23 protein-coding genes are annotated in these 25,884 nt (G+C 69.4%); 18 read left to right on the forward strand and 5 right to left on the reverse strand.

Annotated elements, in window-relative coordinates:
- Positions 1 to 6: 6 nt before the first annotated feature.
- Positions 7 to 669 (reverse strand): potassium channel family protein, encoded by a 663-nt coding sequence (locus tag OG246_RS24385; RefSeq protein WP_266467480.1) that lies wholly within the window; start codon positions 667 to 669, stop codon positions 7 to 9.
- Between the two features lie 67 nt (positions 670 to 736).
- On the opposite strand from OG246_RS24385, the gene OG246_RS24390 reads away from it, so the two are divergent.
- A complete protein-coding gene (locus OG246_RS24390) occupies positions 737 to 1,297 on the forward strand; it encodes an HIT domain-containing protein (protein ID WP_266467483.1) in 561 nt (186 codons plus the stop codon).
- Between the two features lie 117 nt (positions 1,298 to 1,414).
- Here the strand turns inward: OG246_RS24390 and OG246_RS24395 are convergent, their stop codons facing one another.
- A complete protein-coding gene (locus tag OG246_RS24395; RefSeq protein ID WP_266467487.1) occupies positions 1,415 to 3,070 on the reverse strand; it encodes a hypothetical protein in 1,656 nt (551 codons plus the stop codon).
- Positions 3,071 to 3,259: 189 nt separating this feature from the next.
- Complete coding sequence (locus OG246_RS24400) at positions 3,260 to 5,458, reverse strand: elongation factor G-like protein EF-G2 (protein ID WP_266470885.1); 2,199 nt, start codon at positions 5,456 to 5,458, stop codon at positions 3,260 to 3,262.
- A gap of 245 nt (positions 5,459 to 5,703) precedes the next feature.
- Here OG246_RS24400 and pgsA point away from each other — a divergent pair, with 245 nt between their 5' ends.
- From pgsA to OG246_RS24475, 15 genes are all read left to right on the forward strand, one after another.
- Positions 5,704 to 6,438 carry a phosphatidylinositol phosphate synthase gene (pgsA, locus tag OG246_RS24405; RefSeq protein WP_266470887.1) on the forward strand — a complete coding sequence of 245 codons (735 nt, stop codon included), beginning with the start codon at positions 5,704 to 5,706 and terminating at the stop codon, positions 6,436 to 6,438.
- A complete protein-coding gene (locus OG246_RS24410) occupies positions 6,435 to 7,394 on the forward strand; it encodes a phosphatidylinositol mannoside acyltransferase (RefSeq protein WP_266467490.1) in 960 nt (319 codons plus the stop codon). Before pgsA ends, OG246_RS24410 begins: the two co-directional genes overlap by 4 nt.
- Positions 7,391 to 8,551, forward strand: a complete 1,161-nt coding sequence (locus OG246_RS24415) for a glycosyltransferase family 4 protein (protein ID WP_266467493.1) — start codon at positions 7,391 to 7,393, stop codon at positions 8,549 to 8,551. Before OG246_RS24410 ends, OG246_RS24415 begins: the two co-directional genes overlap by 4 nt.
- A 148-nt stretch (positions 8,552 to 8,699) precedes the next feature.
- Complete coding sequence (locus tag OG246_RS24420; RefSeq protein ID WP_266467497.1) at positions 8,700 to 9,245, forward strand: hypothetical protein; 546 nt, start codon at positions 8,700 to 8,702, stop codon at positions 9,243 to 9,245.
- A 142-nt stretch (positions 9,246 to 9,387) separates the two neighbouring features.
- The gene (gene pdxS, locus OG246_RS24425; protein WP_266467500.1) at positions 9,388 to 10,302 is read left to right on the forward strand and encodes a pyridoxal 5'-phosphate synthase lyase subunit PdxS; all 915 of its coding nucleotides are present in this window, start codon (positions 9,388 to 9,390) and stop codon (positions 10,300 to 10,302) included.
- 6 nt (positions 10,303 to 10,308) lie between these two features.
- The gene (gene pdxT, locus OG246_RS24430; RefSeq protein ID WP_266467502.1) at positions 10,309 to 10,914 is read left to right on the forward strand and encodes a pyridoxal 5'-phosphate synthase glutaminase subunit PdxT; all 606 of its coding nucleotides are present in this window, start codon (positions 10,309 to 10,311) and stop codon (positions 10,912 to 10,914) included.
- A 48-nt stretch (positions 10,915 to 10,962) separates the two neighbouring features.
- The gene (locus OG246_RS24435) at positions 10,963 to 11,715 is read left to right on the forward strand and encodes a YebC/PmpR family DNA-binding transcriptional regulator (protein ID WP_266467504.1); all 753 of its coding nucleotides are present in this window, start codon (positions 10,963 to 10,965) and stop codon (positions 11,713 to 11,715) included.
- A 195-nt stretch (positions 11,716 to 11,910) separates the two neighbouring features.
- Positions 11,911 to 12,528: a crossover junction endodeoxyribonuclease RuvC gene (ruvC, locus tag OG246_RS24440; protein ID WP_266467507.1), complete on the forward strand. Its 618-nt coding sequence runs from the start codon at positions 11,911 to 11,913 to the stop codon at positions 12,526 to 12,528.
- Positions 12,525 to 13,133, forward strand: a complete 609-nt coding sequence (gene ruvA, locus OG246_RS24445; protein WP_266467510.1) for a Holliday junction branch migration protein RuvA — start codon at positions 12,525 to 12,527, stop codon at positions 13,131 to 13,133. Before ruvC ends, ruvA begins: the two co-directional genes overlap by 4 nt.
- Before the next feature lie 40 nt (positions 13,134 to 13,173).
- Positions 13,174 to 14,244: a Holliday junction branch migration DNA helicase RuvB gene (gene ruvB, locus OG246_RS24450; RefSeq protein WP_266467513.1), complete on the forward strand. Its 1,071-nt coding sequence runs from the start codon at positions 13,174 to 13,176 to the stop codon at positions 14,242 to 14,244.
- 163 nt (positions 14,245 to 14,407) lie between these two features.
- On the forward strand, positions 14,408 to 14,956 hold the full coding sequence (gene yajC, locus OG246_RS24455; RefSeq protein WP_266467517.1) for a preprotein translocase subunit YajC: 549 nt from the start codon (positions 14,408 to 14,410) through the stop codon (positions 14,954 to 14,956).
- Positions 14,957 to 15,097: 141 nt separating this feature from the next.
- Positions 15,098 to 16,864 (forward strand): protein translocase subunit SecD, encoded by a 1,767-nt coding sequence (gene secD / locus OG246_RS24460; protein WP_266467522.1) that lies wholly within the window; start codon positions 15,098 to 15,100, stop codon positions 16,862 to 16,864.
- Between the two features lies 1 nt (position 16,865).
- Entirely contained in the window at positions 16,866 to 17,981 is a 1,116-nt protein-coding gene (gene secF / locus OG246_RS24465; RefSeq protein ID WP_266467525.1) for a protein translocase subunit SecF, read from the forward strand.
- Positions 17,978 to 18,517, forward strand: a complete 540-nt coding sequence (locus OG246_RS24470; protein WP_266467529.1) for an adenine phosphoribosyltransferase — start codon at positions 17,978 to 17,980, stop codon at positions 18,515 to 18,517. Before secF ends, OG246_RS24470 begins: the two co-directional genes overlap by 4 nt.
- A gap of 220 nt (positions 18,518 to 18,737) precedes the next feature.
- The gene (locus tag OG246_RS24475) at positions 18,738 to 21,269 is read left to right on the forward strand and encodes a bifunctional (p)ppGpp synthetase/guanosine-3',5'-bis(diphosphate) 3'-pyrophosphohydrolase (protein WP_266467532.1); all 2,532 of its coding nucleotides are present in this window, start codon (positions 18,738 to 18,740) and stop codon (positions 21,267 to 21,269) included.
- A gap of 100 nt (positions 21,270 to 21,369) precedes the next feature.
- On the opposite strand, the gene OG246_RS24480 is transcribed toward OG246_RS24475, so the two are convergent.
- Together OG246_RS24480 and OG246_RS24485 are read right to left on the reverse strand one after the other, a co-directional pair.
- Positions 21,370 to 22,599, reverse strand: coding sequence for a DUF349 domain-containing protein (locus tag OG246_RS24480; RefSeq protein WP_266467535.1), 1,230 nt, complete (start codon positions 22,597 to 22,599; stop codon positions 21,370 to 21,372).
- 135 nt (positions 22,600 to 22,734) lie between these two features.
- Entirely contained in the window at positions 22,735 to 23,574 is an 840-nt protein-coding gene (locus tag OG246_RS24485; protein WP_266467538.1) for a peptidylprolyl isomerase, read from the reverse strand.
- 187 nt (positions 23,575 to 23,761) lie between these two features.
- Here OG246_RS24485 and OG246_RS24490 point away from each other — a divergent pair, with 187 nt between their 5' ends.
- Together OG246_RS24490 and hisS are read left to right on the forward strand one after the other, a co-directional pair.
- Complete coding sequence (locus tag OG246_RS24490) at positions 23,762 to 24,469, forward strand: MBL fold metallo-hydrolase (RefSeq protein WP_266467540.1); 708 nt, start codon at positions 23,762 to 23,764, stop codon at positions 24,467 to 24,469.
- Positions 24,470 to 24,482: 13 nt separating this feature from the next.
- Positions 24,483 to 25,745 carry a histidine--tRNA ligase gene (gene hisS, locus OG246_RS24495; RefSeq protein ID WP_266467543.1) on the forward strand — a complete coding sequence of 421 codons (1,263 nt, stop codon included), beginning with the start codon at positions 24,483 to 24,485 and terminating at the stop codon, positions 25,743 to 25,745.
- Positions 25,746 to 25,884: the final 139 nt, after the last annotated feature.

Below are 25,884 nucleotides of genomic sequence, written 5' to 3' on the forward strand. Positions count from 1 at the left end.
AGGAGCTCAGCTTCCCGGGGGCTTTTCGCTGTCCTCGCCCTCCCGCGAGAACACCTGCAGCAGCCAGGACGAGAACGACCCCGTCACCGCCCCGAGAAGCGCGAGACCGCCCGCCATGATCCCGGCCGCGATCGTCCGCCCCATCGGCGTCACCGGTACCACGTCCCCGTACCCGACCGTCGCGAGCGTGGCGCAGGTCCACCACACGGCGTCCCCGAAGGTACGGATCGTCGCGTCCGGCGCCGCGTGCTCCTGCTGATAGACGGCAAGGGCGCCCGCGAAACCGAGCAGCAGCGCGGACAGACCCGCGTACACGATCACGCGCGCGTAAAGGGCGAGACGGGGTTGCCCGCGCCTCCGCTGCACAGCCTCGTACACCCTGACCACACGCAGCGGGCGCAGCAGGGGCAGGATCAGCACCAGCGTGTCCAGCCAGTGCGTGCGTACGAAGCGGGGTCCCTGTCGGCTCAGCCGCCAGCGCACGGCATAGTCGACGGCGAACACCGCCCAGGCGGCGAACAGCACCGCGAGGCAGGTGTCCAGCCATGCCGTGGGCAGCCCGTGACCCAGGACACGGACCGCGTACGCGGCCAGGAACAGCAGCGAGGCCAGCGCGAGTGGGATCTCGGTGCGCCGGTCCCAGTGGGTCTTTCGGCTGTCGTCGTCCATCGCCCCAGCTTGGCCGTGCACCCTTTTGTTCGGCACCCGCCGACACGCCGCGAACGGGCGACGCAATATGCTGCACCACATGACGAGTGAGCCGGAGCAGCAGATCGGAGTGGGAACCCAGGACGCGTTCCAGCGCCTGTGGACGCCCCATCGGATGGCTTACATCCAGGGTGAGAACAAGCCCACCGGCCCGGGGGCCGACGACGGCTGTCCCTTCTGCTCCATCCCCGCCAAATCCGACGAGGACGGGCTCATCGTCAGGCGCGGCGAGCAGGTGTACGCGGTGCTCAACCTCTACCCGTACAACGGCGGCCACCTCATGGTCGTGCCCTACCGCCATGTAGCGGACTACACCGACCTGACCGACCCGGAGACCGCCGAACTGGGCGAGCTGACCAAGCAGGCGATGACCGCCCTCCGTACGGCCTCAGGCGCACACGGCTTCAACATCGGCATGAACCAGGGCACAGTGGCAGGCGCCGGCATCGCCGCCCACCTCCACCAGCACATCGTCCCCCGCTGGGGCGGCGACACGAACTTCATGCCGGTGGTGGCCCACACCAAGGTCCTCCCCCAGCTCTTGGCAGACACCCGCACGATGCTGGCGGACGCCTGGCCGACGGCGTAGGCGCTCTCTGCGACCCGGGGTGGCCCGCGCCCCTTCAGGGGCGCGGGGAACTGCGCGACCAGCCCACGACAACCGGAACTTACAGACGGCCCTTTGCGCGCTGACCCGCCGGAGGCGTTACGCGTCGTAGACGTCAGCCTTCCGCGGCATCGGATCCTGCACCGCAGTACTCAGGAACGACGACCGGTTCCCGAACTGCTCCGTGTCGACACCGTTCTCCTCAAGCACCTTCATCGCAGCGGAGTGCACCACCCGAAGCACAGGCGCCGCCGCCCGCAACGCATCGTCGGCCATGAAGCGATGCCGCCACGGCTGATCGGCCCATGAGTGCCGCAGCCCGAACGGCTCCGGAAGCTCCAGCGTGCCGCCGAGCCAGTTGAGCAGCGGCGGATACCAGGTGAAGGGGGCACGGGCGGCAAGCCGCACGACCTCGTCGGTGGTGACCAGCGGCAGCTTCACCTTGCGGGTCTCCCAGAACTTGACGGCCTTGGCGACCTCTTTCGTCGGGGCCTCCGGCTTGCTGGTGAACAGCGGGTTCACCGGCCCCAGCGCATGCCCGGTGACCTCGATACGCAGCGTCTCGTGCAGCACGGTCACGGTGATCAGCATGGTGATGACCAACTGGCCGTCCCAGAGCGTCCATTGGACCCCGAGATAGTGCCGGTCACCGCTGCCGAACTGCTGCTTGTTGCAGATGTCCTGTATGGCGTGGGTCTTGATCGTGTACGCGTCCACATCCGTACCGCCCGGCCGGGACACCGCCTTGGCGTTCTCGCCGATCGGCGTGACGATCCAGTGCTTGATCGTCGGCTTGGTGAAGCCACCGGTGTTGAGCGGCCCGCGCTCCAGCATGCGGAGCTGGTCGTGGATGGACCGGATGACGTCCCAGCTGCGGAACGGGTGGATCTCCTTGGTCGCGTCGCGCGCCACCAGTTCCTCGGCGAGCTGCCAGCTGCCCCAGCGGGTGCCCATACCGAGAATGCCCTTGGGCCCGGCGTAGAACACGGAGTTGGACTGCTGCTCGGCGCTGAGCCGGGCCAGCTCCTGACGCAGCCGCTCGGCCGCGGACTCACCGGGGCTGCCGGGCACCGCCTCGGGGATCTTGGCACCGATGGCGCCGCCGGACAGCAGGCTGCCCCAGCGCTCACGCAGGTCCTTGGCGGTGCGCTCGCAGATCTGCTTGGCCCAGAGCCAGCCGACGACCGGGAGGACGATCGACGCACGCGCGTACCAGGCCCAGAAGCCGGTGAACGGCATCTTGAGCAGGAAGAGCACGGCGAGGGCCCCGACCGCGACCAGGAGCGTGGTGGCGAGGGCGGAGGCCCGCTTGTCATCACGCTTGGCGATGGTGGACCGGATCTGGAAGACCAGTAGCCATATCAGCAGCCCGGGCAGGAAGAGCACACCGCAGAGCACCATCACGGCCGACAGCCAGTTGTCGCGCTCCCTGCGGATGCGGTTCGCCGCGAGGCAGTGCTCCACGACGACCTGCGGTTCGGTGCCGAAGGACTGGATGAGCGGCTTGCGGCCGACGCCCAGCATGCGGTCCTGCACCGCGCGCGCGAAGGCCTCGCCCAGGTTCGGCGAGAACAGCTTGATCCGTGGGGGCTTGACGGTGGACTTGTGCCATTCGTTGTCGGCCTTGAGGATCTCCTCGACCGGGCTGTCCCGGTACGACGCCGAGGCGAGAGCGTACGTCGCGGCCGTCTGTCCCTCGGACCCCGAGAGCGGCACCTGCGCCCCAGGAGTGAAATCGAATCCGTCGAACGCCACTTCCGCCCCCCATTGCCGCTGTTCCGCTGCTGCGGCCTTTCCCGACTTCCGTGCTCCGCACACCTGTTGATCAGGTCATCGTCTTGATCAGGTTCTCAGAGTATCGGCCGGGACCGACATTCGTCGGCGGACGGCCGAAGCCGTCCGCCGACGCGAAGGGAAACGGGACCACTCCGGGGAGAGCCCCAACTACGAGGCGTCCCGTGCCTGTTCACGGATCCTCTCGGCGATCTGAGGCGGCATCGGCTCGTGCCGCGCGTAACTGCGGCTGAAGCGCGCGGTGCCGTGCGAGAGCGAGCGCAGATCGACGGCGTACCGCCCGATCTCGATCTCCGGCACCTCGGCCCGTACGAGCGTCCGCCCGCCCCTCGCCTGCTCGGTCCCGACGACCCGCCCGCGCCGCCCCGACAGGTCGCTCATCACGGCGCCCACATAGTCGTCGCCGACCATCACGGTCACCTCGGCCACCGGTTCCAGGAGATGGATCCTGGCGTCGGCGGCGGCCTCGCGCAGGGCGAGCGCGCCCGCGGTCTGGAACGCGGCATCGGAGGAGTCCACGGAGTGTGCCTTGCCGTCGAGCAGGGTGATCCGGATGTCGTTGAGGGGATGGCCGGCGGCCACACCCCTGGCGGCCTGTGCGCGTACGCCCTTCTCGACGGAGGGGATGAACTGCCGTGGCACGGCGCCGCCGACGACCTTGTCCACGAACTCGATGCCCGAGCCGTTCGGCAGCGGTTCGACCTCGATCTCGCAGATCGCGTACTGGCCGTGCCCGCCGGACTGCTTCACATGGCGGCCGCGGCCCGCGGCCTTGTCGGCGAACGTCTCGCGCAGGGAGACCTTGTACGGGATCACGTCGACCTGGACGCCGTAGCGGCTCCGCAGCCGCTCAAGGGCGACGTCCGCGTGGGCCTCGCCCAGGCACCACAGGACGACCTGGTGGGTGTTCGGGTTCTGCTCCAGGCGCATGGTGGGGTCCTCGGCCACCAGCCGTCCCAGGCCTTGGGAGAGCTTGTCCTCGTCGGCCTTGCTGTGTGCCTGGATGGCGAGCGGCAGCAGCGGGTCGGGCATCTGCCAGGGCTCCATCAGCAGCGGGTCGTCCTTGGCGGAGAGGGTGTCGCCGGTCTCGGCCCGGTTCAGCTTCGCCACGCACGCCAGGTCGCCCGCGATGCAGTGCGTGAGGGCCCGCTGCTGCTTGCCGAACGGCGCGGACAGGGCGCCGACGCGTTCGTCGACGTCATGGTCCTCGTGACCCCGGTCGGTCAGCCCGTGCCCGGAGACGTGCACCGTCTCGTCGGGTCGCAGGGTGCCCGAGAAGACCCGGACGAGCGAGACACGGCCCACGTAGGGGTCGGACGCGGTCTTCACGACCTCCGCGACCAGCGGCCCGTCCGGGTCGCAGGCGCTGACCTGGCGTGCTCGGCCGTCCGGAGTGGTGACCGTGGGTGCCTCGCGCTCCAGCGGGGTGGGAAAACCGCCCGTGACGAGTTCGAGGAGTTCGACCGTGCCGAGGCCCTGACGGGCGCCGTCGGCGGCGGGCGCGGCGGCGAGCACCGGGAAGAACGTTCCGCGTGCCACGGCCCGCTCCAGGTCCTGCACAAGCGTCTTGAGGTCGATCTCCTCGCCGCCGAGATAGCGGTCCATGAGAGTCTCGTCCTCGCTCTCGGCGATGATCCCCTCGATCAGCCGGTTGCGCGCCTCCTCGATGAGCGGCAGCTGCTCGGCTCCCGGCTCGGCCTCCTTGCGCTCCCCGGAGGAGTAGTCGAACAGGCGCTGCGAGAGCAGCCCGATCAGCCCGGTGACGGGCGCGTGCCCGTCCGGTCCCTGCTCGCCGTGGAGCGGCAGGTACAGGGGTAGTACGGCGTCGGGGTCGTCGGCGCCGAAGGCCTCCGCGCAGATGCGTGTCATCTCGTCGAAGTCGGCCCGCGCGGATTCGAGATGGGTGACCACGATGGCCCTCGGCATGCCGACGGCCGCGCACTCCTCCCACACCATCCGGGTCGAGCCGTCCACTCCGTCCGAGGCCGAGACGACGAAAAGGGCCGCGTCCGCCGCTCGCAGACCGGCCCTCAGTTCCCCGACGAAGTCGGCGTATCCGGGAGTGTCCAGAATATTGATCTTGTATCCGTCCCAGTCGACGGGTACCAGGGAGAGCTGCACCGAGCGCTGTTGCCGGTGCTCGATCTCGTCGTAGTCGGAGACGGTGCCGCCGTCCTCCACGCGGCCCGCCCGGTTCACCGCTCCCGCCGTCAGCGCGAGAGCCTCCACCAGAGTCGTCTTGCCCGATCCGCTGTGGCCGACCAGCACCACATTCCGTACGGACGCGGGGTGGTCGGCCGCCGTAGCCCTGCCGGCGGCTCCGGGGTGTGCGTTCGCCTTGTCGCCCATGGCCTTGCCTCCCGTACACGGTGAGGTCACTGTGGGCGCGGACATGCGGAAGCCTCCCCCAGACTCCGTCCGGGGGCACCCCCAGCGGTGGCGGCTCCGGTGACGCCCGCGGTGCCTTCGAGCTTTCCACTCGCGTCACGGTGCGTCCATACAGCGGACGCGATCGCGCCATGACACCGGTGTGATCGCGCCGGGACACGGGGGCGCGGGTGCCCGACCGTCGCACAAGCGCGCGCGTGGCTACGATGGGCCAGCCGGTGGCCAACAGGGGCCGCGCGGCCACACCGACCATCGGGAAGGCCATGCTGAACAAGTACGCGCGTGCATTCTTCACGCGTGTCCTCACGCCGTTCGCCGCGTTTCTCATCCGCCGGGGGGTAAGCCCCGACACCGTCACCCTCCTGGGTACGGCCGGAGTGGTGGCGGGCGCGCTGGTCTTCTACCCCCGGGGAGAGTTCTTCTGGGGCACGATCGTCATCACGCTCTTCGTGTTCTCGGATCTCGTCGACGGCAACATGGCGCGCCAGCTCGGCCGCACCAGCCGCTGGGGCGCCTTCCTGGACTCGACGCTCGACCGGGTCGCCGACAGCGCGGTCTTCGGCGGCTTCGCGCTCTGGTACGCGGGCAGCGGCGACAACAACGTTCTGTGCGCCGTCTCGATCTTCTGCCTGGCCAGCGGCCAGGTGGTCTCGTACACGAAGGCCCGCGGCGAGTCGATCGGTCTGCCGGTCGCGGTCAACGGACTGATCGAGCGTGCCGAGCGTCTGGTGATCTCCCTGGTCGCGGCGGGCCTCGCCGGCATGCACAAGTTCGGGATTCCCGGCATCGACGTACTGCTGCCCATCGCGCTGTGGATCGTCGCCGTCGGCAGCCTCGTCACGCTGATCCAGCGGGTCGTGACGGTGCGCAGGGAGTCCGCGGAGGCGGACGCCGCGGCGGACGCCGAGGCGTCGGCCCAGAGCAGCGGGACCACGAAGTGAGCAGTCTCAAGGACCGGCTGACGGACGGGGCGTACGCGCTCGGCTGGAGCACCGTCAAGAAGCTCCCCGAGCCGGTCGCCGTCCGGCTGGGCCGGACCATCGCCGACATCGCCTGGAAGAAGCGCGGCAAGGGCGTACGGCGTCTCGAGAGCAACTACGCGCGCGTGGTGCCCGACGCGACCCCGGAGCGGCTCGCCGAGCTCTCCAGGGCGGGCATGCGCTCGTATCTGCGCTACTGGATGGAGTCCTTCCGGCTTCCGGCGTGGAGCAAGGAGCGCGTGAAGACCGGCTTCGAGGTGAAGGACGAGCACTACCTCACCGACGGGATCGCCTCCGACAAGGGCGTGATCCTCGCGCTGCCGCACATGGGCAACTGGGATCTCGCGGGCGCCTGGGTCACCACCAAGCTCGAGACCCCCTTCACGACGGTCGCCGAGCGGCTCAAGCCCGAGTCGCTGTACGACCGTTTCGTCGCCTACCGCGAGGGCCTCGGCATGGAGGTCCTGCCGCACAGCGGCGGCACCGCGTTCGGCATGCTGGCCCGGCGGCTGCGGGACGGCGGCCTGGTCTGCCTGGTCGCCGAGCGGGATCTGTCCGCGTCCGGCGTCGAGGTCCAGTTCTTCGGCGAGGCGACCCGGATGCCGGCCGGACCGGCGCTGCTGGCCCAGCAGACCGGCGCCCTGCTCCTTCCGGTGACACTCTGGTACGACGATTCGCCCGTGATGCAGGGCCGCATCCATCCTCCCGTCGAGGTACCCGGGACAGGCACCCGGGCCGAAAAGACGTCTGCCATGACACAGGCGCTGGCCGACGCCTTCGCCACGGGGATCGCCGAACACCCGGAGGACTGGCACATGCTTCAGCGCTTGTGGCTCAAGGACCTCGATCCTGAGAGGGATCCCCAGCAGGGTCCCGACCAGGGTCCCCCGAAGGATCCCGAGAAGAGGACCCCGTGAGGATCGGCATCGTCTGCCCGTACTCCTGGGACGTGCCAGGCGGCGTCCAGTTCCACATCCGTGACCTGGCCGAACACCTCATCCGCCTCGGACACGAGGTGTCCGTCCTCGCTCCTGCGGACGACGAGACACCCCTGCCGCCGTACGTCGTCTCGGCCGGCCGCGCGGTTCCGGTGCCGTACAACGGCTCGGTTGCCCGCCTGAACTTCGGCTTCCTGTCGGCGGCCCGGGTGCGGCGCTGGCTGCACGACGGCACCTTCGACGTGATCCACATCCACGAACCGGCCTCGCCGTCGCTGGGTCTGCTGGCGTGCTGGGCCGCGCAGGGCCCGATCGTCGCCACCTTCCACACCTCGAACCCGCGCTCCCGGGCGATGATCGCCGCGTACCCGATCCTCCAGCCCGCCCTGGAGAAGATCCGCGCGCGGATCGCGGTGAGCGAGTACGCGCGCCGCACCCTCGTGGAGCACCTGGGCGGCGATGCCGTCGTCATCCCCAACGGCGTCGATGTCGACTTCTTCGCCCGCGCCAAGCCCAAGTCCGAGTGGCAGGGCGAGACCCTCGGCTTCATCGGCCGTATCGACGAGCCCCGCAAGGGCCTGCCGGTCCTCATGAAGGCCCTGCCGAAGATCCTGGCGGAGCGCCCGCGGACCCGGCTCCTGGTGGCGGGGCGCGGCGACGAGAAGGAGGCCGTCGAGGACCTGCCGGAGGAGATGCGCTCGCGCGTCGAGTTCCTCGGCATGGTCAGCGACGAGGACAAGGCACGCTTCCTGCGCAGTGTCGACGTGTACGTGGCGCCCAACACCGGCGGCGAGAGCTTCGGGATCATCCTGGTGGAGGCCCTGTCGGCGGGCGCGCCGGTGCTCGCCTCCGATCTCGACGCGTTCGCGCAGGTGCTGGACCACGGCGCGGCGGGTGAGCTGTTCGCCAACGAGGACGCCGACGCGCTGGCCGCCTCCGCCGTACGGCTCCTCGGTGACCCCGGGCGTCGCGCGGAGCTGCGCGAGCGGGGGAGCGCGCATGTACGGCGGTTCGACTGGTCGACCGTCGGGGCGGACATCCTGTCCGTGTACGAGACCGTGACGGACGGGGCGGCGGCGGTGGCCACCGATGAACGGACGGGGCTGCGGGCGCGGTTCGGGATGGCGCGGGACTGAGGACAAGTCAGTCCACCTCTGCAACCGGCGGCCCTGACGGTGAGGTCGGTTCCAGGCGGGGAGGGCCACCGCTCGACCGGACGCGGCGCTCTCCGCCGGGCACGGGACCTCGAAGAGCGGTGGTCTCGCACGGGTAGCCTTGCCGCCCGTGACCCCAACCCTCATCTGGATCCTCGTCGGCCTTGCCGCGATCGGCCTCTACCTGAGCTGGACCGCGGGGCGGCTCGACCGGCTGCACGCCCGTATCGACGCCGCCCGGGCCGCCCTCGACGCCCAACTGCTGCGCCGTGCCTCGGTCGCCCAGGAGCTGGCCACGTCCGGGGTGCTCGATCCGGCCGCGTCGATCGTGCTGTACGAGGCGGCGCACGCGGCCCGGCAGGCCGAGGAGGAGCAGCGTGAGGTGGCCGAGAGCGACCTGAGCCAGGCGCTGCGGGCCGTGTTCGGAGAGGTGCAGCAGGTCGAGGCGGTGCGGGCCGCGCCCGGGGGCGAGGAGGCCGCCGGGGAGCTGGCTCAGGCGGTGCGGCGGGTGCCGATGGCCAGGCGCTTCCACAACGACGCCGTACGGGCCGCCCGGGCGCTCCGTGAGCACCGTGCGGTCCGCTGGTTCCGGCTGGCCGGGCACGCGCCGTTCCCGCTGGCCTTCGAGATGGACGACGAGCCGCCGGTGGCGCTGGCGGACCGTCCGACCAGCTGATTTCCCTGCTTCGCACCGGCTTTTGCCCAGCGCGGGCGAAGGAAAATGAGCCACCGCCTCCCCATTGGCCCTTGCTGTGGCCTGGTCCACTCGCGTTTCCTCGGTGATGCAGAAGCCCTCTTTCACCGAGTGAGGTCAACCCGTGTCCAGCACGCTCTCCAACTCCGCACAGAACCCCGAGACCGGCACCGCGCGCGTGAAGCGCGGTATGGCCGAGCAGCTCAAGGGGGGCGTGATCATGGATGTGGTCAACGCCGAGCAGGCGAAGATCGCCGAGGACGCGGGCGCCGTGGCCGTCATGGCCCTGGAGCGCGTCCCCGCCGACATCCGCAAGGACGGCGGTGTGGCGCGCATGTCGGACCCGACGATGATCGAGGAGATCATCGAGGCGGTCTCGATCCCGGTCATGGCCAAGTCCCGTATCGGCCACTTCGTCGAGGCCCAGGTGCTCCAGTCCCTCGGCGTCGACTACATCGACGAGTCCGAGGTCCTCACCCCGGCCGACGAGGTCAACCACTCCGACAAGTGGGCGTTCACGACCCCCTTCGTCTGTGGTGCCACCAACCTGGGCGAGGCCCTGCGCCGCATAGCCGAGGGCGCGGCCATGATCCGCTCCAAGGGCGAGGCCGGCACCGGCAACGTCGTCGAGGCCGTCCGCCACCTGCGCCAGATCAAGAACGAGATCGCCAAGCTGCGCGGCTTCGACAACAACGAGCTGTACGCCGCCGCCAAGGAGCTGCGCGCCCCGTACGAGATCGTGCGCGAGGTCGCCGAGCTCGGCAAGCTGCCGGTCGTGCTGTTCTCCGCCGGTGGTGTCGCGACCCCCGCCGACGCAGCGCTGATGCGCCAGCTCGGCGCCGAGGGCGTCTTCGTCGGCTCCGGCATCTTCAAGTCCGGCGACCCGGCCAAGCGCGCCGCCGCCATCGTGAAGGCCACCACCTTCTACGACGACCCGAAGATCATCGCGGACGCGTCCCGCAACCTGGGCGAGGCCATGGTCGGCATCAACTGCGACACCCTCCCCGAGGCCGAGCGCTACGCGAACCGTGGCTGGTAGTCACCCATGAGCACTCCTGTCATAGGCGTTCTGGCTCTCCAGGGCGACGTACGGGAGCACCTGATCGCCCTGGCCGCGGCCGACGCCGTGGCCAGGCCGGTGAGGCGTCCCGAGGAGCTCGCCGAGGTCGAGGGTCTTGTCATCCCCGGCGGTGAGTCCACCACCATCTCCAAGCTGGCCGTCCTGTTCGGCCTGATGGAACCCCTGCGCGCGCGCGTGCGGGACGGCATGCCCGTCTACGGCACCTGCGCCGGCATGATCATGCTCGCCGACAAGATCCTCGACCCGCGCTCGGGCCAGGAGACCGTCGGCGGCATCGACATGATCGTGCGCCGCAACGCTTTCGGACGTCAGAACGAGTCCTTCGAGGCGGCGGTCGACGTCCAGGGCGTAGAGGGCGATCCTGTAGAGGGCGTCTTCATCCGTGCCCCCTGGGTCGAGTCCGTGGGCGCCGAGACCGAGGTGCTGGCCGAGCACGAGGGCCACATCGTCGCCGTACGTCAGGGCAACGCGCTCGCCACGTCGTTCCACCCGGAACTGACCGGCGACCACCGGGTGCACGGCCTGTTCGTCGACATGGTGCGCGCGAACCGGACACCGGAGTCCTTGTAGGATCTCTGGCGTTCCTAAAGAGTTGGGTTACGCGAAGGAGACAGGCAGATGTCCGGCCACTCTAAATGGGCTACGACGAAGCACAAGAAGGCCGTGATCGACGCCAAACGCGGCAAGCTCTTCGCGAAGATGATCAAGAACATCGAAGTCGCGGCCCGCACGGGCGGCGCCGATGTGTCCGGTAACCCGACGCTGTTCGACGCCATCCAGAAGGCCAAGAAGAGCTCGGTCCCGAACAAGAACATCGACTCCGCGGTCAAGCGCGGTGCCGGTCTCGAAGCCGGTGGCGCCGACTACGAGACGATCATGTACGAGGGTTACGGCCCGAGCGGTGTCGCGGTGCTCATCGAGTGCCTCACCGACAACCGCAACCGTGCCGCCTCTGACGTCCGCGTCGCCATGACCCGCAACGGCGGAAACATGGCCGACCCGGGCTCCGTCTCGTACCTCTTCAACCGCAAGGGCGTCGTGATCGTCCCCAAGGGCGAGCTGGCCGAGGACGACGTCCTGGGTGCCGTGCTCGACGCGGGCGCCGAGGAGGTCAACGACCTCGGTGACTCCTTCGAGGTCATCTCCGAGGCCACCGACATGGTCGCGGTGCGCACCGCGCTCCAGGAGGCCGGCATCGACTACGACTCGGCCGAGGCCAACTTCGTCCCGACCATGCAGGTCGAGCTCGACGAAGAGGGCGCCCGGAAGATCTTCAAGCTGATCGACGCCCTTGAGGACAGCGACGACGTGCAGAACGTCTTCGCCAACTTCGACGTGAGCGATGACGTCATGGCGAAGGTCGACGTCTGAGCCGCGAGGTTTCCTTTTGGCGGGCTGGTGGGACACGTCCTACCGGCCCGCTGTCGTTGTCGGTGGCAGCGGATAGCCTGGCGACGACAGATGATGATCGCCGTCCACGGACCGCAACCATCAATTGAGCAACCACGACGGTGATCAGCCACCTCCGCGAGAGCGGCGGCGGTTTAGCCGCAAAAGGGGGGCTGGGTGCGGGTATTGGGCGTTGACCCCGGGTTGACCCGGTGCGGTGTCGGTGTGGTCGAAGGCGTCGCGGGCCGGCCCCTCACCATGCGCGGCGTCGGCGTCGTACGTACCCCGGCGGACGCCGAGTTGGGCTTGCGCCTCGTCGCCATCGAGCAGGGCATCGAGCAGTGGCTCGACGAGTACAAGCCCGAATTCGTCGCCGTGGAGCGGGTGTTCAGCCAGCACAACGTCAGCACGGTGATGGGCACGGCTCAGGCCAGCGCGGTCGCCATGCTCTGCGCGGCCCGGCGCGGCATCCCCGTCGCCCTGCACACCCCGAGCGAGGTCAAGGCCGCCGTCACCGGCCAGGGCCGCGCGGACAAGGCCCAGGTCGGGGCGATGGTCACCCGCCTGCTCCGTCTCGACGCGCCCCCCAAACCCGCCGACGCGGCGGACGCCCTGGCCCTCGCCATCTGCCACATCTGGCGCGCGCCCGCCCAGAACCGGCTCCAACAGGCCGTCGAGCAGAACCGGCTCCAGCAGGCCGCCGCCCTGCACGCGTCGAAACAAGCGTCGACGCAGGCGTCGACGCTGGCGCCACGCTCCGCATCGCACCCCGCATCGAAAGGCCGTACCGCATGATCGCCTTCGTCAGCGGCCCGGTCGCCGCCCTCGCCCCCGACTCCGCGGTGGTCGAGGTCGGCGGCATCGGCATCGCCGTCCAGTGCACGCCCAACACGCTCTCCGGGCTCCGCATGGGGCAGCGGGCCAAGCTCGCCACCTCCCTCGTCGTACGCGAGGACTCACTGACCCTGTACGGCTTCGTCGACGACGACGAGCGGGGGACCTTCGAGCTCCTCCAGACCGCGAGCGGCGTCGGCCCCCGGCTCGCCCAGGCGATGCTCGCCGTGCACACGCCGGACGCTCTGCGCCGCGCGGTGGCCTCCGGTGACGAGAAGGCGCTGATGGCCGTCCCGGGCATCGGCAAGAAGGGCGCCCAGAAGCTCCTTCTGGAGTTCAAGGACCGGCTCGGCGCGCCCCTCGGCACCGGCACCGGAATCGGCGCCCCGGTCAGCACCGGCTGGCGCGACCAGCTGCACGCCGCGCTGATCGGCCTCGGGTACGCGACGCGCGAGGCCGAAGAGGCGGTCTCCGCGGTCGCTCCGCAGGCCGAGGCCGCCGAGGGCACACCCCAGGTGGGCCCGCTGCTGAAGGCCGCCCTGCAGACCCTGAACCGCGCCCGCTGAACCACCGGCGGCCCCACCACCACACCGCGAGGCACACGCAATGAACTGGGACGACACGACCGACGAGACCGCCGCCGAGCGGCTGGTGGGCTCTGTCGCCGACCGCGAGGACCAGGCCGTCGAGGCCGCGCTGCGCCCCAAGGACCTGGACGAGTTCATCGGCCAGGAGAAGGTCCGCGAGCAGCTCGACCTCGTCCTCCGTGCCGCACGCGCGCGTGGCGCCACCGCCGACCATGTGCTCCTCTCGGGCGCCCCAGGACTCGGCAAGACCACCCTCTCGATGATCATCGCGGCCGAGATGGAAGCGCCCATCCGCATCACCAGCGGCCCCGCCATCCAGCACGCCGGAGACCTCGCCGCGATCCTCTCCTCGCTCCAGGAGGGCGAGGTGCTGTTCCTCGACGAGATCCACCGCATGTCCCGGCCCGCCGAGGAGATGCTCTACATGGCGATGGAGGACTTCCGCGTCGACGTCATCGTCGGCAAGGGCCCCGGTGCCACCGCCATCCCGCTCGAACTGCCGCCGTTCACCCTGGTCGGCGCCACCACGCGCGCGGGCCTGCTGCCGCCCCCGCTGCGCGACCGCTTCGGCTTCACCGCGCACATGGAGTTCTACGAGCCCGCCGAGCTGGAGCGGGTCATCCACCGTTCGGCGAACCTGCTCGACGTCGAGATCGACACCGTAGGGGCCGCCGAGATCGCGGGCCGCTCCAGGGGCACCCCCCGTATCGCCAACCGCCTGCTGCGTCGCGTACGCGACTACGCGCAGGTCAAGGCCGACGGCTTCATCACGAAGGACATCGCCTCGGCGGCCCTGGCCGTGTACGAGGTGGACGCGCGCGGTCTCGACCGCCTGGACCGCGGCGTGCTCGAAGCCCTGCTCAAGCTCTTCGGCGGCGGCCCGGTCGGCCTCTCCACGCTCGCGGTCGCGGTGGGGGAGGAGCGTGAGACCGTGGAGGAGGTCGCCGAGCCCTTCCTCGTACGGGAGGGCCTGCTCGCCCGTACTCCCCGTGGCCGGGTGGCGACACCGGCCGCGTGGGCGCATCTCGGCCTCACCCCGCCCCGCCAGTCAACCGGCGGAAAGGGACAAGGGGACCTGTTCGGGGCGTGACGGCGCCGGTACTGCCCCGGCAGGAACCCCGGTGCCATGCTGAGCGTTGTTCCTTGAGTGCGGACTCGCTTAGACTCCGCCGATGCCGCCCTTGTCGGCGGTGCACATACCCCCATCCAACAGGCCGCTCACCATCGCGGTCGACTGAAGGAAGTTCCGACCCGTGAGTCTCGTGACCCTCCTCCCGTTCATCGTGCTCATCGGGGCGATGTTCCTGATGACCCGCTCGGCCAAGCGCAAGCAGAACGCGGCCGCGCAGATGCGCAATGACATGCAGCCCGGCACCGGCGTCCGCACGATCGGGGGCTTGTACGCAACGGTGAAGGAGGTCAACGAGGAGACGGTCCTCCTTGACGCGGCCCCGGGCGTCGACCTCGTCTTCGCCAAGAACTCGATCGGCGCCGTCCTGTCCGACGACGAGTACAACCGCATCGTCCACGGCATCGAGCACGACCTGAAGTCCGACGGCACCGTCGTCCCGGACGACGCTTCCTCCCTCACCGAGACCGACGAGCCCGCCGCCGACGCCTCTTCCGACGCTTCCGACGACAAGCCCATCGACCTCGGCAAGAAGGACGCCGCGGACGAGCCCGCCGACGCGAAGGCCGACGAGCCCGCCGACGCGAAGGCCGACGAGCCCGCCGAGGCCAAGGCCGACGAAGCCGACGAAGCAGAGCCGAAGAAGACCGACGGCGAGTCCGACGCGAAGTAGGCACACCCCCAGGCCGCGGCGCGACCCGCTCGCGCCTCGCGGCCGAGGGGATGTGTGGTCCTCGCACGGAATCGCGACACCATGTCATGGCCGCACGCGCGCTCACCCGGCGTGAGGCGGCCCGAGAGGGAGTACGAGAAGGTGGCAGCACCGAAGAAGGGCCGGAGCGCGAGCGCCCAGAGCAGGCCGGGGCGCTCGCTGGCCCTCATCCTGATCGCCATCGTGGCGCTCACCGGGGGGATGTTCCTCTCCGGGCACACCACTCCGCGTCTCGGTATCGACCTCGCCGGCGGCACGAGCATCACGCTCACGGCGAAGAACGAACCGGGCCAGCCCAACGCGATCAACAAGACCAACATGGACACCGCGGTCGACATCATGAACCGTCGTGTCAACGGTCTTGGCGTCTCCGAGGCAGAGGTCCAGACCCAGGGCGACAAGAACATCATCGTCAACATCCCCAAGGGTACGAACTCCGAGCAGGCCCGGGAGCAGGTCGGTACCACCGCCAAGCTCTACTTCCGTCCGGTCCTGGCCACCGAGGTCTCCGGCACCGACGCGTCGGCCAGCCCGTCGCCGAGCACCTCCAGCAGTGCGTCGAGCAGTCCTTCCAGCAGCGCCTCCGAGGAAGCCACCGACAAGGCGACCTCCGCCACTCCGTCGGCCACCGCCACCTCCCAGGGCCGTGCTGTCACCGACGCCCTGAAGGCGGACACCACGCCGTCGGCGACCAGCTCGGCCAGCGCCTCGGCCGAAGCCAGCGCCTCGCCGTCCGCGAGTGCCAGCGTCGACGCCGCGACCGCCAAGCTCCAGGCCGAGTACACCGCGCTCGACTGCACCGACAAGGCGGCCCGCGCCACGGCAGGCGACGGTGCCAAGCCCACCGACTCCACCGTGGCCTGCGGTCAGAACGCCTCCGGCCAGTGGCAGAAGTACGTGCTCGGCCCGGCCGCGGTGTCCGGCACGGACATCAAGTCGGCCGCGGCGGTCTTCAGCACGCAGGATGCCTCGGGCTGGAAGGTCACCATGGACTTCACGTCCGGTGGCTCCAAGAAGTTCGCCGAGATCACGGGCACGCTCGCGCAGAACACCACCCCGCAGAACCAGTTCGCCATCGTCCTGGACGGCGAGGTCGTCTCCGACCCGTACGTCAGCCAGGCGCTCACCGGCGGCAGCGCGGAGATCTCCGGCAGCTTCGACCAGACCGAGGCGCAGGACCTGGCCAACATGCTGAAGTACGGCGCCCTGCCGCTCACCTTCACCGAGTCGAGCGTCACCACGGTGACCGCCGCACTCGGTGGCGAGCAGCTGCACGCCGGTCTGATCGCGGGCGCGATCGGCCTGGCCCTGGTCGTCATCTACCTGGTGGTCTACTACCGGGGCCTGTCGCTCATCGCCATCGCCTCGCTGCTGGTCTCCGCCGTCCTCACGTACGTGATCATGTCGCTGCTCGGTCCCGCCATCGGGTTCGCCCTGAACCTGCCGGCGGTCTGTGGTGCGATCGTCGCGATCGGCATCACGGCGGACTCGTTCATCGTGTTCTTCGAACGCATCCGGGACGAGATCCGCGAAGGGCGCTCGCTGCGTCCGGCCGTCGAGCGTGCCTGGCCACGTGCCCGGCGCACCATCCTGGTCTCCGACTTCGTGTCGTTCCTCGCCGCCGCGGTGCTCTTCATCGTCACGGTCGGCAAGGTCCAGGGCTTCGCGTTCACGCTCGGTCTGACGACGTTGCTCGACGTGGTCGTCGTCTTCTTCTTCACCAAGCCCCTGATGACGATCCTGGCCCGCAAGCAGTTCTTCGCAAGCGGTCACACCTGGTCCGGCCTCGACCCGAAGCGACTGGGCGCCAAGCCGCCACTGCGCCGCACCCGTCGTCCCTCCGCCCCCGTCGACACGAAGGAGGCGTGAGATGTCGAAGCTCGGCACCCTTGGCGCCCGGCTCCACCGCGGCGAGATCGGCTACGACTTCGTCGGCAAGCGCTTCATCTGGTACAGCATCTCGATCCTGATCACCATCACGGCCATCCTCGGCCTGACGGTCGGCGGCCTGAACATGGGTATCGAGTTCCGGGGCGGAGCCGTCTTCACCACCGAGAAGACCAGCGTCTCGGTCAGCCAGGCCGAGACGTACGCGGAAGAGGCCTCCGGTCACGACGCGGTCGTCCAGAAGCTCGGCAACGGCGGTCTGCGCATCCAGATCGCCGGCATCGACACCGGCAAGTCCGACGAGATCAAGACCGTTCTCGCCAAGGACCTGAACGTCGACTCGGAGAAGATCGCCGCCGATCTGGTCGGCCCCAGCTGGGGTGAGGACATCGCCAACAAGGCCTGGCAGGGCCTGGTGATCTTCATGATCCTCGTCGTGATCTATCTGGCGATCGCCTTCGAGTGGCGTATGGCCGTGGCCGCGCTCGTCGCCCTGATCCACGACATCACCATCACGGTCGGCATCTATGCGCTGGTCGGCTTCGAGGTCACCTCGGGCACCGTGATCGGTCTGCTCACGATCCTCGGTTACTCGCTCTACGACACGGTCGTCGTCTTCGACAGCCTCAAGGAGCAGACGAAGGACATCACCAAGCAGACCCGCTGGACCTACAGCGATGTCGCCGACCGCTCGATCAACGGCACGCTGGTCCGCTCCATCAACACCACGGTGGTCGCCCTTCTGCCGGTCGCGGCCCTGCTGTTCATCGGCGGCGGCGTTCTCGGCGCGGGCATGCTCAACGACATCTCGCTGTCGCTGTTCGTCGGCCTCGCGGCCGGTGCGTACTCCTCGATCTTCATCGCCACGCCGCTCGTCGCCGACCTCAAGGAGCGCGAGCCGCAGATGAAGGCCCTCAGGAAGCGCGTACTCGCCAAGCGGGCCCAGGCCGCGGCGAAGGGCGAGTCCGTGGAGGAGCCGGTCGTCGAGGAGCAGTTCGAGGACGACGACGAGGACGCCACCCCGGCGGTCGTCGGCCCGCGCAACCAGCCCGCGTCCCGCAACCGGGGCCGTGGCCGTCCTTCGGGGAAGCGCCGATGACGGGCATCGAGGAGCTGCTGCTCAGCCGTATCCGGGACGTTCCCGACTACCCGGAGCCGGGCGTGATGTTCAAGGACATCACCCCGCTCCTGGCGGACCCGGCGGCGTTCACGGCGCTCACCGACGCGCTGGCCGACATCGCCGTTCGCACCGGGGCCACGAAGATCGTCGGCCTGGAGGCCCGCGGCTTCATCCTCGGTGCTCCCGTCGCCGTCCGCGCCGGGCTCGGCTTCATCCCCGTACGCAAGGCGGGCAAGCTCCCCGGAGCGACCCTGAGCCAGACGTACGACCTGGAGTACGGCTCCGCCGAGATCGAGGTGCACGCCGAGGACCTGTCCGCGGGCGACCGCGTCCTGGTCGTCGACGACGTCCTCGCCACCGGCGGCACCGCCGAGGCCTCGCTCCAGCTCATCCGCAGGGCGGGCGCCGAGGTCGCGGGCGTCGCCGTCCTGATGGAGCTGGGCTTCCTGGGCGGCCGCAGCCGTCTGGAGCCGTCCCTGGCGGGCGCACCGCTGGAGGCGCTTCTCCAGGTCTGAGCCCCACCCCACGGGGAAAGGCTCAGGATGGCCTCAGGAAAGGCCTGAGACACCCGTAGGACACCGCGGAGGCGGGCCCGGAGGAATCCGGCGCCCGCCTCTTGTGTTTCTTCTGTACGAAGCGGTCTCACCGGCCGAAAGAGAGTCCGAAGCCCAGGATCGCTACCATGGGGTCTCCGGAGCCTGACCGGGGGACCCGGAACGCGCACGAGGAGCCCTCTTGCCAGACGAGGCCCAGCCACTCATCGCCGCCAAGCCCGAATCGAACTCGGGCCCCGTGGCCACGCCCGCCAAGGACGCCCCCGGCGGGCCGGTCGAGCACGCCCAGTCCGCGCCGGACGACAAGGCGGCAGAGCAGCCACGCCCCAAGCCGGCTCCTCCCGAGCCCGAGCGCCCGGTGAGCACCCCGGTGGTCCGTGCGGCGGCCGCGGGCCAGCCCGCCCGCACCGGCGGCGGCTCCTCCAACCGCGTACGCGCCCGCCTCGCGCGTCTCGGCGTGCAGCGCTCCAACCCGTACAACCCGGTCCTGGAACCGCTGCTGCGGATAGTGCGCAGCAACGACCCGAAGATCGAGACGGCCACGCTCCGCCAGGTCGAGAAGGCCTACCAGGTCGCCGAGCGCTGGCACCGCGGCCAGAAGCGCAAGAGCGGCGACCCGTACATCACGCACCCGCTCGCCGTCACCACGATCCTCGCCGAACTCGGCATGGACCCGGCCACGTTGATGGCGGGCCTGCTGCACGACACCGTCGAGGACACCGAGTACGGCCTGGACACGCTCAAGCGCGACTTCGGCGACCAGGTCGCCCTCCTCGTCGACGGCGTCACCAAGCTCGACAAGGTCAAGTTCGGCGAGGCCGCGCAGGCCGAGACCGTGCGCAAGATGGTCGTCGCCATGGCCAAGGACCCCCGCGTCCTGGTCATCAAGCTCGCCGACCGCCTGCACAACATGCGCACCATGCGCTATCTCAAGCGCGAGAAGCAGGAGAAGAAGGCGCGCGAGACCCTCGAGATCTACGCGCCGCTCGCCCACCGGCTGGGCATGAACACCATCAAGTGGGAACTGGAGGACCTCGCCTTCGCGATCCTCTACCCCAAGATGTACGACGAGATCGTGCGCCTGGTCGCCGAGCGCGCCCCCAAGCGCGACGAGTACCTCGCCATAGTGACCGACGAGGTCCAGTCCGACCTGCGCGCGGCCCGCATCAAGGCGACGGTCACCGGCCGCCCGAAGCACTACTACAGCGTCTACCAGAAGATGATCGTCCGCGGCCGTGACTTCGCGGAGATCTACGACCTGGTGGGTATCCGCGTACTGGTCGACACGGTTCGCGACTGCTACGCCGCCCTCGGCACGGTGCACGCGCGATGGAACCCGGTCCCCGGCCGGTTCAAGGACTACATCGCGATGCCCAAGTTCAACATGTACCAATCGCTGCACACGACGGTGATCGGCCCCAACGGCAAGCCCGTTGAGCTGCAGATCCGTACGTTCGACATGCACCGTCGTGCCGAGTACGGCATCGCCGCGCACTGGAAGTACAAGCAGGAGCCCTCCGCCGGCGCCTCCAAGGTGCGCACGGACGCGCCCAGGTCCAACGCCAAGGACAAGGACGGCGTCAACGACATGGCGTGGCTGCGCCAGTTGCTCGACTGGCAGAAGGAGACCGAGGACCCCAGCGAGTTCCTCGAGTCCCTGCGCTTCGACCTGTCCCGCAACGAGGTCTTCGTCTTCACGCCGAAGGGCGACGTGATAGCGCTTCCGGCGGGTGCGACCCCGGTGGACTTCGCGTACGCGGTCCACACGGAGGTCGGCCACCGGACCATAGGCGCACGGGTCAACGGACGCCTGGTCCCGCTCGAATCCACCCTGGACAACGGCGACTTGGTGGAGGTCTTCACCTCGAAGGCGGCCGGCGCGGGCCCGTCCCGCGACTGGCTGGGTTTCGTCAAGTCGCCGCGCGCCCGCAACAAGATCCGCGCCTGGTTCTCCAAGGAGCGCCGCGACGAGGCGATCGAGCAGGGCAAGGACGCCATCGCCCGCGCGATGCGCAAGCAGAACCTGCCCATCCAGCGCATCCTCACCGGCGACTCCCTGGTCACGCTCGCGCACGAGATGCGCTACCCCGACATCTCGTCCCTGTACGCGGCGATCGGCGAGGGCCATGTCGCCGCCCAGAGCGTCGTCCAGAAGCTGGTGCAGGCTCTCGGCGGCGAGGAGGCGGCCACCGAGGAGATCGACGAGAGCGTTCCGTCCCCGCACGGTCGCGGCCGCAAACGCCGCTCCAACGCCGACCCCGGTGTGGTCGTCAAGGGCGTCGAGGACGTGTGGGTCAAGCTCGCCCGCTGTTGTACTCCGGTACCGGGTGACCCCATCATCGGCTTCGTCACCCGCGGCAGCGGCGTATCCGTGCACCGCAACGACTGCGTCAACATCGAGTCGCTGTCCCGCGAACCCGAGCGCATCCTCGAGGTCGAGTGGGCGCCCACCCAGTCCTCGGTCTTCCTGGTCGCCATCCAGGTCGAGGCGCTGGACCGCTCCCGACTCCTCTCGGACGTCACGCGCGTCCTGTCGGACCAGCACGTCAACATCCTGTCGGCGGCCGTCCAGACGTCCCGTGACCGGGTCGCCACGTCCCGCTTCACCTTCGAGATGGGCGACCCCAAGCACCTGGGCCACGTCCTGAAGGCGGTCAGGGGCGTGGAGGGCGTGTACGACGTGTACCGCGTCACCTCGGCCCGCAGGCCGTAACCGGGCACCACACATCGGGCACTACGTAGAGGGGCTCCCGTACGCAACGTACGGGAGCCCCTCTACGTAGAAGCGGAAAACCAGCCGCCCCGGACCTGCCTCAGCCGCCGAACTCCTGCAGACCCTTCAGAGCCTGGTCGAGCAGCGCCTGACGGCCGTCCAGCTCCTTCTGGAGCTTGTCCGCCTTGGACGTGTTGCCGGTCGAGCGAGCTGCCTCGATCTGGGCCTGCAACTTGTCCACGGCTGCCTGAAGCTGACCGGTCAGACCCTCGGCACGAGCCCGTGCCTCCGGGTTCGTCCGGCGCCACTCGGTCTCCTCGGACTCCTGGAGTGCCCGCTCCACCGCGTGCATCCGGCCCTCGACCTTGGGGCGGGCGTCGCGCGGCACGTGGCCGATGGCCTCCCAGCGCTCGTTGATGGAGCGGAAGGCGGCGCGGGCCGCCTTCAGGTCCTGCACCGGGACGAGCTTCTCGGCCTCCTCGGCCAGCTCCTCCTTGAGCTTCAGGTTCTCCGTCTGCTCGGCGTCCCGCTCGGCGAAGACCGAGCTGCGGGCGGCGAAGAAGACGTCCTGGGCGCCGCGGAAGCGGTTCCACAGATCGTCCTCGTGCTCGCGCTGGGCACGGCCCGCGGCCTTCCAGTCCGCCATCAGCTCGCGGTAGCGCGCCGCCGTCGGACCCCAGTCCGTCGAGGCCGACAGCGCCTCGGCCTCCGTGACCAGCTTTTCCTTGGCCTTGCGGGCGTCCTCGCGCTGCGCGTCCAAGGAGGCGAAGTGCGCCTTGCGACGCTTGGAGAACGCCGAGCGCGCGTGGGAGAAGCGGTGCCACAGCTCGTCGTCCGACTTGCGGTCGAGCCGCGGCAGCCCCTTCCAGGTGTCCACAAGGGCGCGCAGCCGTTCACCGGCGGCTCGCCACTGGTCGCTCTGCGCCAGCTCCTCGGCCTCGACGACCAGCGCCTCCTTGGCATGCCGCGACTCGTCGGACTGCTTCGCCCGCTGGGCCTTGCGCTCCTCACGGCGCGCGTCGACCGTCTCGACGAGCTTGTCCAGCCGCTGCCGCAGCGCGTGCAGGTCACCGACCGCGTGGTGTGCGTCCACCTGCTCGCGCAGGTGATCGACGGCGGTCTGCGCGTCCTTCGCCGACAGGTCGGTGGTCTTCACGCGCTTCTCGAGGAGGCCGATCTCGACAACCAGGCCTTCGTACTTGCGCTCGAAGTAGGCCAGCGCCTCATCAGGAGAGCCGGCCTGCCAGGAACCGACAACCTGCTCGCCGTCGGCCGTACGCACGTACACGGTCCCCGTCTCGTCGACGCGGCCCCACGGGTCGCTGCTCACAGCGCCTCCTCCACATGATGCCTGCGAGAGGCGTCAGCGCCCCCGGGCATCGTCCACAGTTTCGTCACGGCCAACATAGGCGACCGGCGGGGCGGCTGTCCGCATCCCGCGCGACCGAAATTTCGCAGCTGGCGGTCAGGATTTCGTCACGGTCATCTTGTTGATCACGACGGTCGCGTTGGGTGCTCCGTCGCCCGCGCCGGTGTTCTCGCCGGCTTTGGCGATCTTCTCCAGGACCGTCATTCCGGACTTGGAAATAGTTCCGAACGGTGTGTAGTTGGCCGGCAGCTGACTGTCCTGGTACACGAGGAAGAACTGGCTGCCGCCGGTGTCACGGCCCTTGTCCGTCGTGGCGTCGTACGTGTTGGCCATCGCCACCGTGCCCGCCGGGTACACGCCTCCCGTCAGGGTTTTGTCCTTCAGGTTCTCGTCCGGGATCGTGTAGCCGGGGGTGCCGGAGCCGGTGCCCGTCGGGTCACCGCACTGCAGCACGTAGATGCCGTTCGTGGTGAGCCGGTGGCACTTCGTGTGGTCGAAGAAGCCCTTGGCCGCGAGGAAGTTGAACGAGTTCACGGTGTGCGGCGCCGCGGCCGTCTTCAGCGCGATGTCTATCTCGCCGCAGGTCGTCGCCATCTTCATCGTGTAGTCCGCGGACTTGTCGATGGTGATCGCCGGCTCCTTCTTCCAGGTCAGCGTCTTCACCTCGCCCGCGGCCGCCTTCTCGCACGGGTCAGGCGCCGCGCTCGTCGGCGAGGCGCTCGGGGTCACGTCAGCGCTCGCGTTGGCCTTGCTGTCGTCGTTCTTGAACACCCCGGTCGCGTACGACACGATGCTGCCCACCACGATGACGCCGAGAACCGAGGCGATGATGGCGTTCCGTGCACGTGTCTTGCGCCGTGCGGCCGTTCGCCGCTGCTGCTGTCGCAAGAACTTCTCCCGGGCGAGCTGACGCCGCCGCTGCTCCTGGGTGACCACCGGGTTTTCTCCTCATGCGTCTCGTACGTCAAGTGGGACGCGTGCGTCTTGTGAGCCGACCGCCTGCGTGTGCCCCGTACCGTATATGGGTTCGCTGAGGAATCGGCAGCGCCGGTAGGCTCTGATCCACAGCCGCCCGCCCCGTACGACGCCGTATGACCTCGTACGCCACAAACGAAGGACGATCGTGCTCATTGCCGGGTTCCCCGCAGGGGCCTGGGGGACCAACTGTTATCTGGTCGCCCCCGGCGCGGGTGAGGAGTGCGTGATCATCGACCCCGGCCATCAGGCCACCCAGGGAGTCGAGGACGCGATCAGGAAGCATCGGCTCAAGCCCGTCGCGGTCATCCTCACCCACGGCCACATCGACCATGTCGCCTCGGTCGTCCCGGTGTGCGGAGCGCATGACGTACCGGCCTGGATCCACCCCGAGGACCGGTACATGATGAGCGACCCGGAGAAGGCGCTCGGCCGTTCCATCGGGATGCCGCTGATGGGCGAGCTGACCGTGGGGGAGCCGGACGACGTCCGTGAGCTGACCGACGGCGCGCGGCTGGAACTGGCCGGCCTGGAGCTGTCCGTCGCGCACGCGCCCGGCCATACCAAGGGGTCGGTGGCCTTCCAGATGCCCGAGAACACGGAGATTCCTTCCGTTTTCTTCTCCGGGGATCTGCTCTTCGCCGGCTCCATCGGACGCACCGACATGCCCGGCGGCTCGCACGCCGAGATGCTCGACTCGCTGGCCCGCGTGTGCCTGCCGCTCGACGACTCGACCGTAGTGCTGTCCGGCCACGGCCCCCAGACGACCATCGGCCAGGAGCGCGCCACCAACCCGTATCTGCGGGAAGTGGCCGCCGGCCTCGGGAGCACGGACGCTCCCCGACGAGGATTGTGACGAGAGACTTCCCGTGAGCACCTTCAAGGCCCCCAAGGGCACGTACGACCTGATCCCGCCGGAGAGCGCGAAGTACCTCGCGGTCCGCGAGGCGATCGCGGCGCCGCTCCGGAACTCCGGCTACGGCTACATCGAGACGCCCGGCTTCGAGAACGTCGAGCTGTTCGCGCGCGGGGTCGGCGAGTCCACCGACATCGTGACCAAAGAGATGTACGCCTTCGAGACCAAGGGCGGTGACCAGCTGGCGCTGCGCCCGGAGGGCACCGCGTCCGTGCTGCGCGCCGCGCTCGAGGCCAACCTGCACAAGGCGGGCAACCTTCCCGTCAAGCTCTGGTACTCGGGCTCCTACTACCGCTACGAGCGCCCCCAGAAGGGCCGCTACAGGCACTTCTCGCAGGTGGGCGCCGAGGCGATCGGCGCGGAGGACCCGGCGCTCGACGCCGAGCTGATCATCCTGGCCGACCAGGCGTACCGCTCGCTCGGGCTGCGCGACTTCCGCATCCTGCTCAACTCCCTCGGGGACAAGGAGTGCCGTCCCGTCTACCGGGCCGCCCTTCAGGACTTCCTGCGCGGGCTCAACCTGGACGAGGAGACGCTCCGCCGTGCCGAGATCAACCCGCTGCGGGTCCTCGACGACAAGCGCGACGACGTCCAGAAGCAGCTGGTGGGTGCGCCGCTGCTGCGTGACTACCTGTGTGACGCGTGCAAGGCGTACCACGAGGAGGTGCGCGAGCTGATCACGGCCGCGGGCGTCTCCTTCGAGGACGACCCGAGGCTCGTGCGCGGGCTGGACTACTACACCCGGACCACCTTCGAGTTCGTCCACGACGGTCTCGGTTCCCAGTCCGCGGTCGGCGGCGGCGGCCGGTACGACGGCCTCTCCGAGATGATCGGCGGGCCCGCGCTGCCGTCCGTGGGGTGGGCCCTCGGCGTCGACCGTACGGTCCTCGCCCTGGAGGCCGAAGGTGTGTCCCTCGAACTCCCGGCGTCCACCAGTGTGTTCGCGGTGCCGCTGGGGGAGGAGGCCCGGCGTGTGCTCTTCGGCGTGGTCACCGAGCTGCGCAGGGCGGGGGTCGCGGCGGACTTCTCCTACGGGGCGAAGGGGCTCAAGGGCGCGATGAAGAACGCGAACCGGTCGGGGGCGCGTTACACGATCGTCGCCGGTGAGCGGGATCTCGCCGAAGGCGTTGTGCAGTTGAAGGACATGGAGTCGGGGGAGCAGGTCGCGGTGGCGGTCGGCGAGCTCGTGGCGGAGCTGGGGTCGAGGCTGGGCTGAGGGGTTTCTCGTCCTCAAACGCCGGACGGGGCTAAAGATCTTTTAGCCCGTCCGGCGTTTGAGGACGAGGCCGTTCAGGCCGATGGCGGGGGTCTGGGGGCGGCAGCCCCCAGGTGCGGGACGGGAAGGGGCGGAGGGG

Source organism: Streptomyces sp. NBC_00620, assembly GCF_026341825.1.
Taxonomy (GTDB): Bacteria; Actinomycetota; Actinomycetes; order Streptomycetales; family Streptomycetaceae; genus Streptomyces.

What these genes read in the sequence shown, in the direction of transcription:
- OG246_RS24385 (WP_266467480.1), bottom strand. Translation starts at nt 669, where the DNA reads ATGGACGACGACAGCCGAAAGACCCACTGGGACCGGCGCACCGAGATC.
- OG246_RS24390 (WP_266467483.1), top strand. Translation starts at nt 737, where the DNA reads ATGCTGCACCACATGACGAGTGAGCCGGAGCAGCAGATCGGAGTGGGA.
- OG246_RS24400 (WP_266470885.1), bottom strand. Translation starts at nt 5,458, where the DNA reads ATGGGCGACAAGGCGAACGCACACCCCGGAGCCGCCGGCAGGGCTACG.
- pgsA (WP_266470887.1), top strand. Translation starts at nt 5,704, where the DNA reads ATGGGCCAGCCGGTGGCCAACAGGGGCCGCGCGGCCACACCGACCATC.
- pdxT (WP_266467502.1), top strand. Translation starts at nt 10,309, where the DNA reads ATGAGCACTCCTGTCATAGGCGTTCTGGCTCTCCAGGGCGACGTACGG.
- OG246_RS24435 (WP_266467504.1), top strand. Translation starts at nt 10,963, where the DNA reads ATGTCCGGCCACTCTAAATGGGCTACGACGAAGCACAAGAAGGCCGTG.
- ruvA (WP_266467510.1), top strand. Translation starts at nt 12,525, where the DNA reads ATGATCGCCTTCGTCAGCGGCCCGGTCGCCGCCCTCGCCCCCGACTCC.
- ruvB (WP_266467513.1), top strand. Translation starts at nt 13,174, where the DNA reads ATGAACTGGGACGACACGACCGACGAGACCGCCGCCGAGCGGCTGGTG.
- secF (WP_266467525.1), top strand. Translation starts at nt 16,866, where the DNA reads ATGTCGAAGCTCGGCACCCTTGGCGCCCGGCTCCACCGCGGCGAGATC.
- OG246_RS24470 (WP_266467529.1), top strand. Translation starts at nt 17,978, where the DNA reads ATGACGGGCATCGAGGAGCTGCTGCTCAGCCGTATCCGGGACGTTCCC.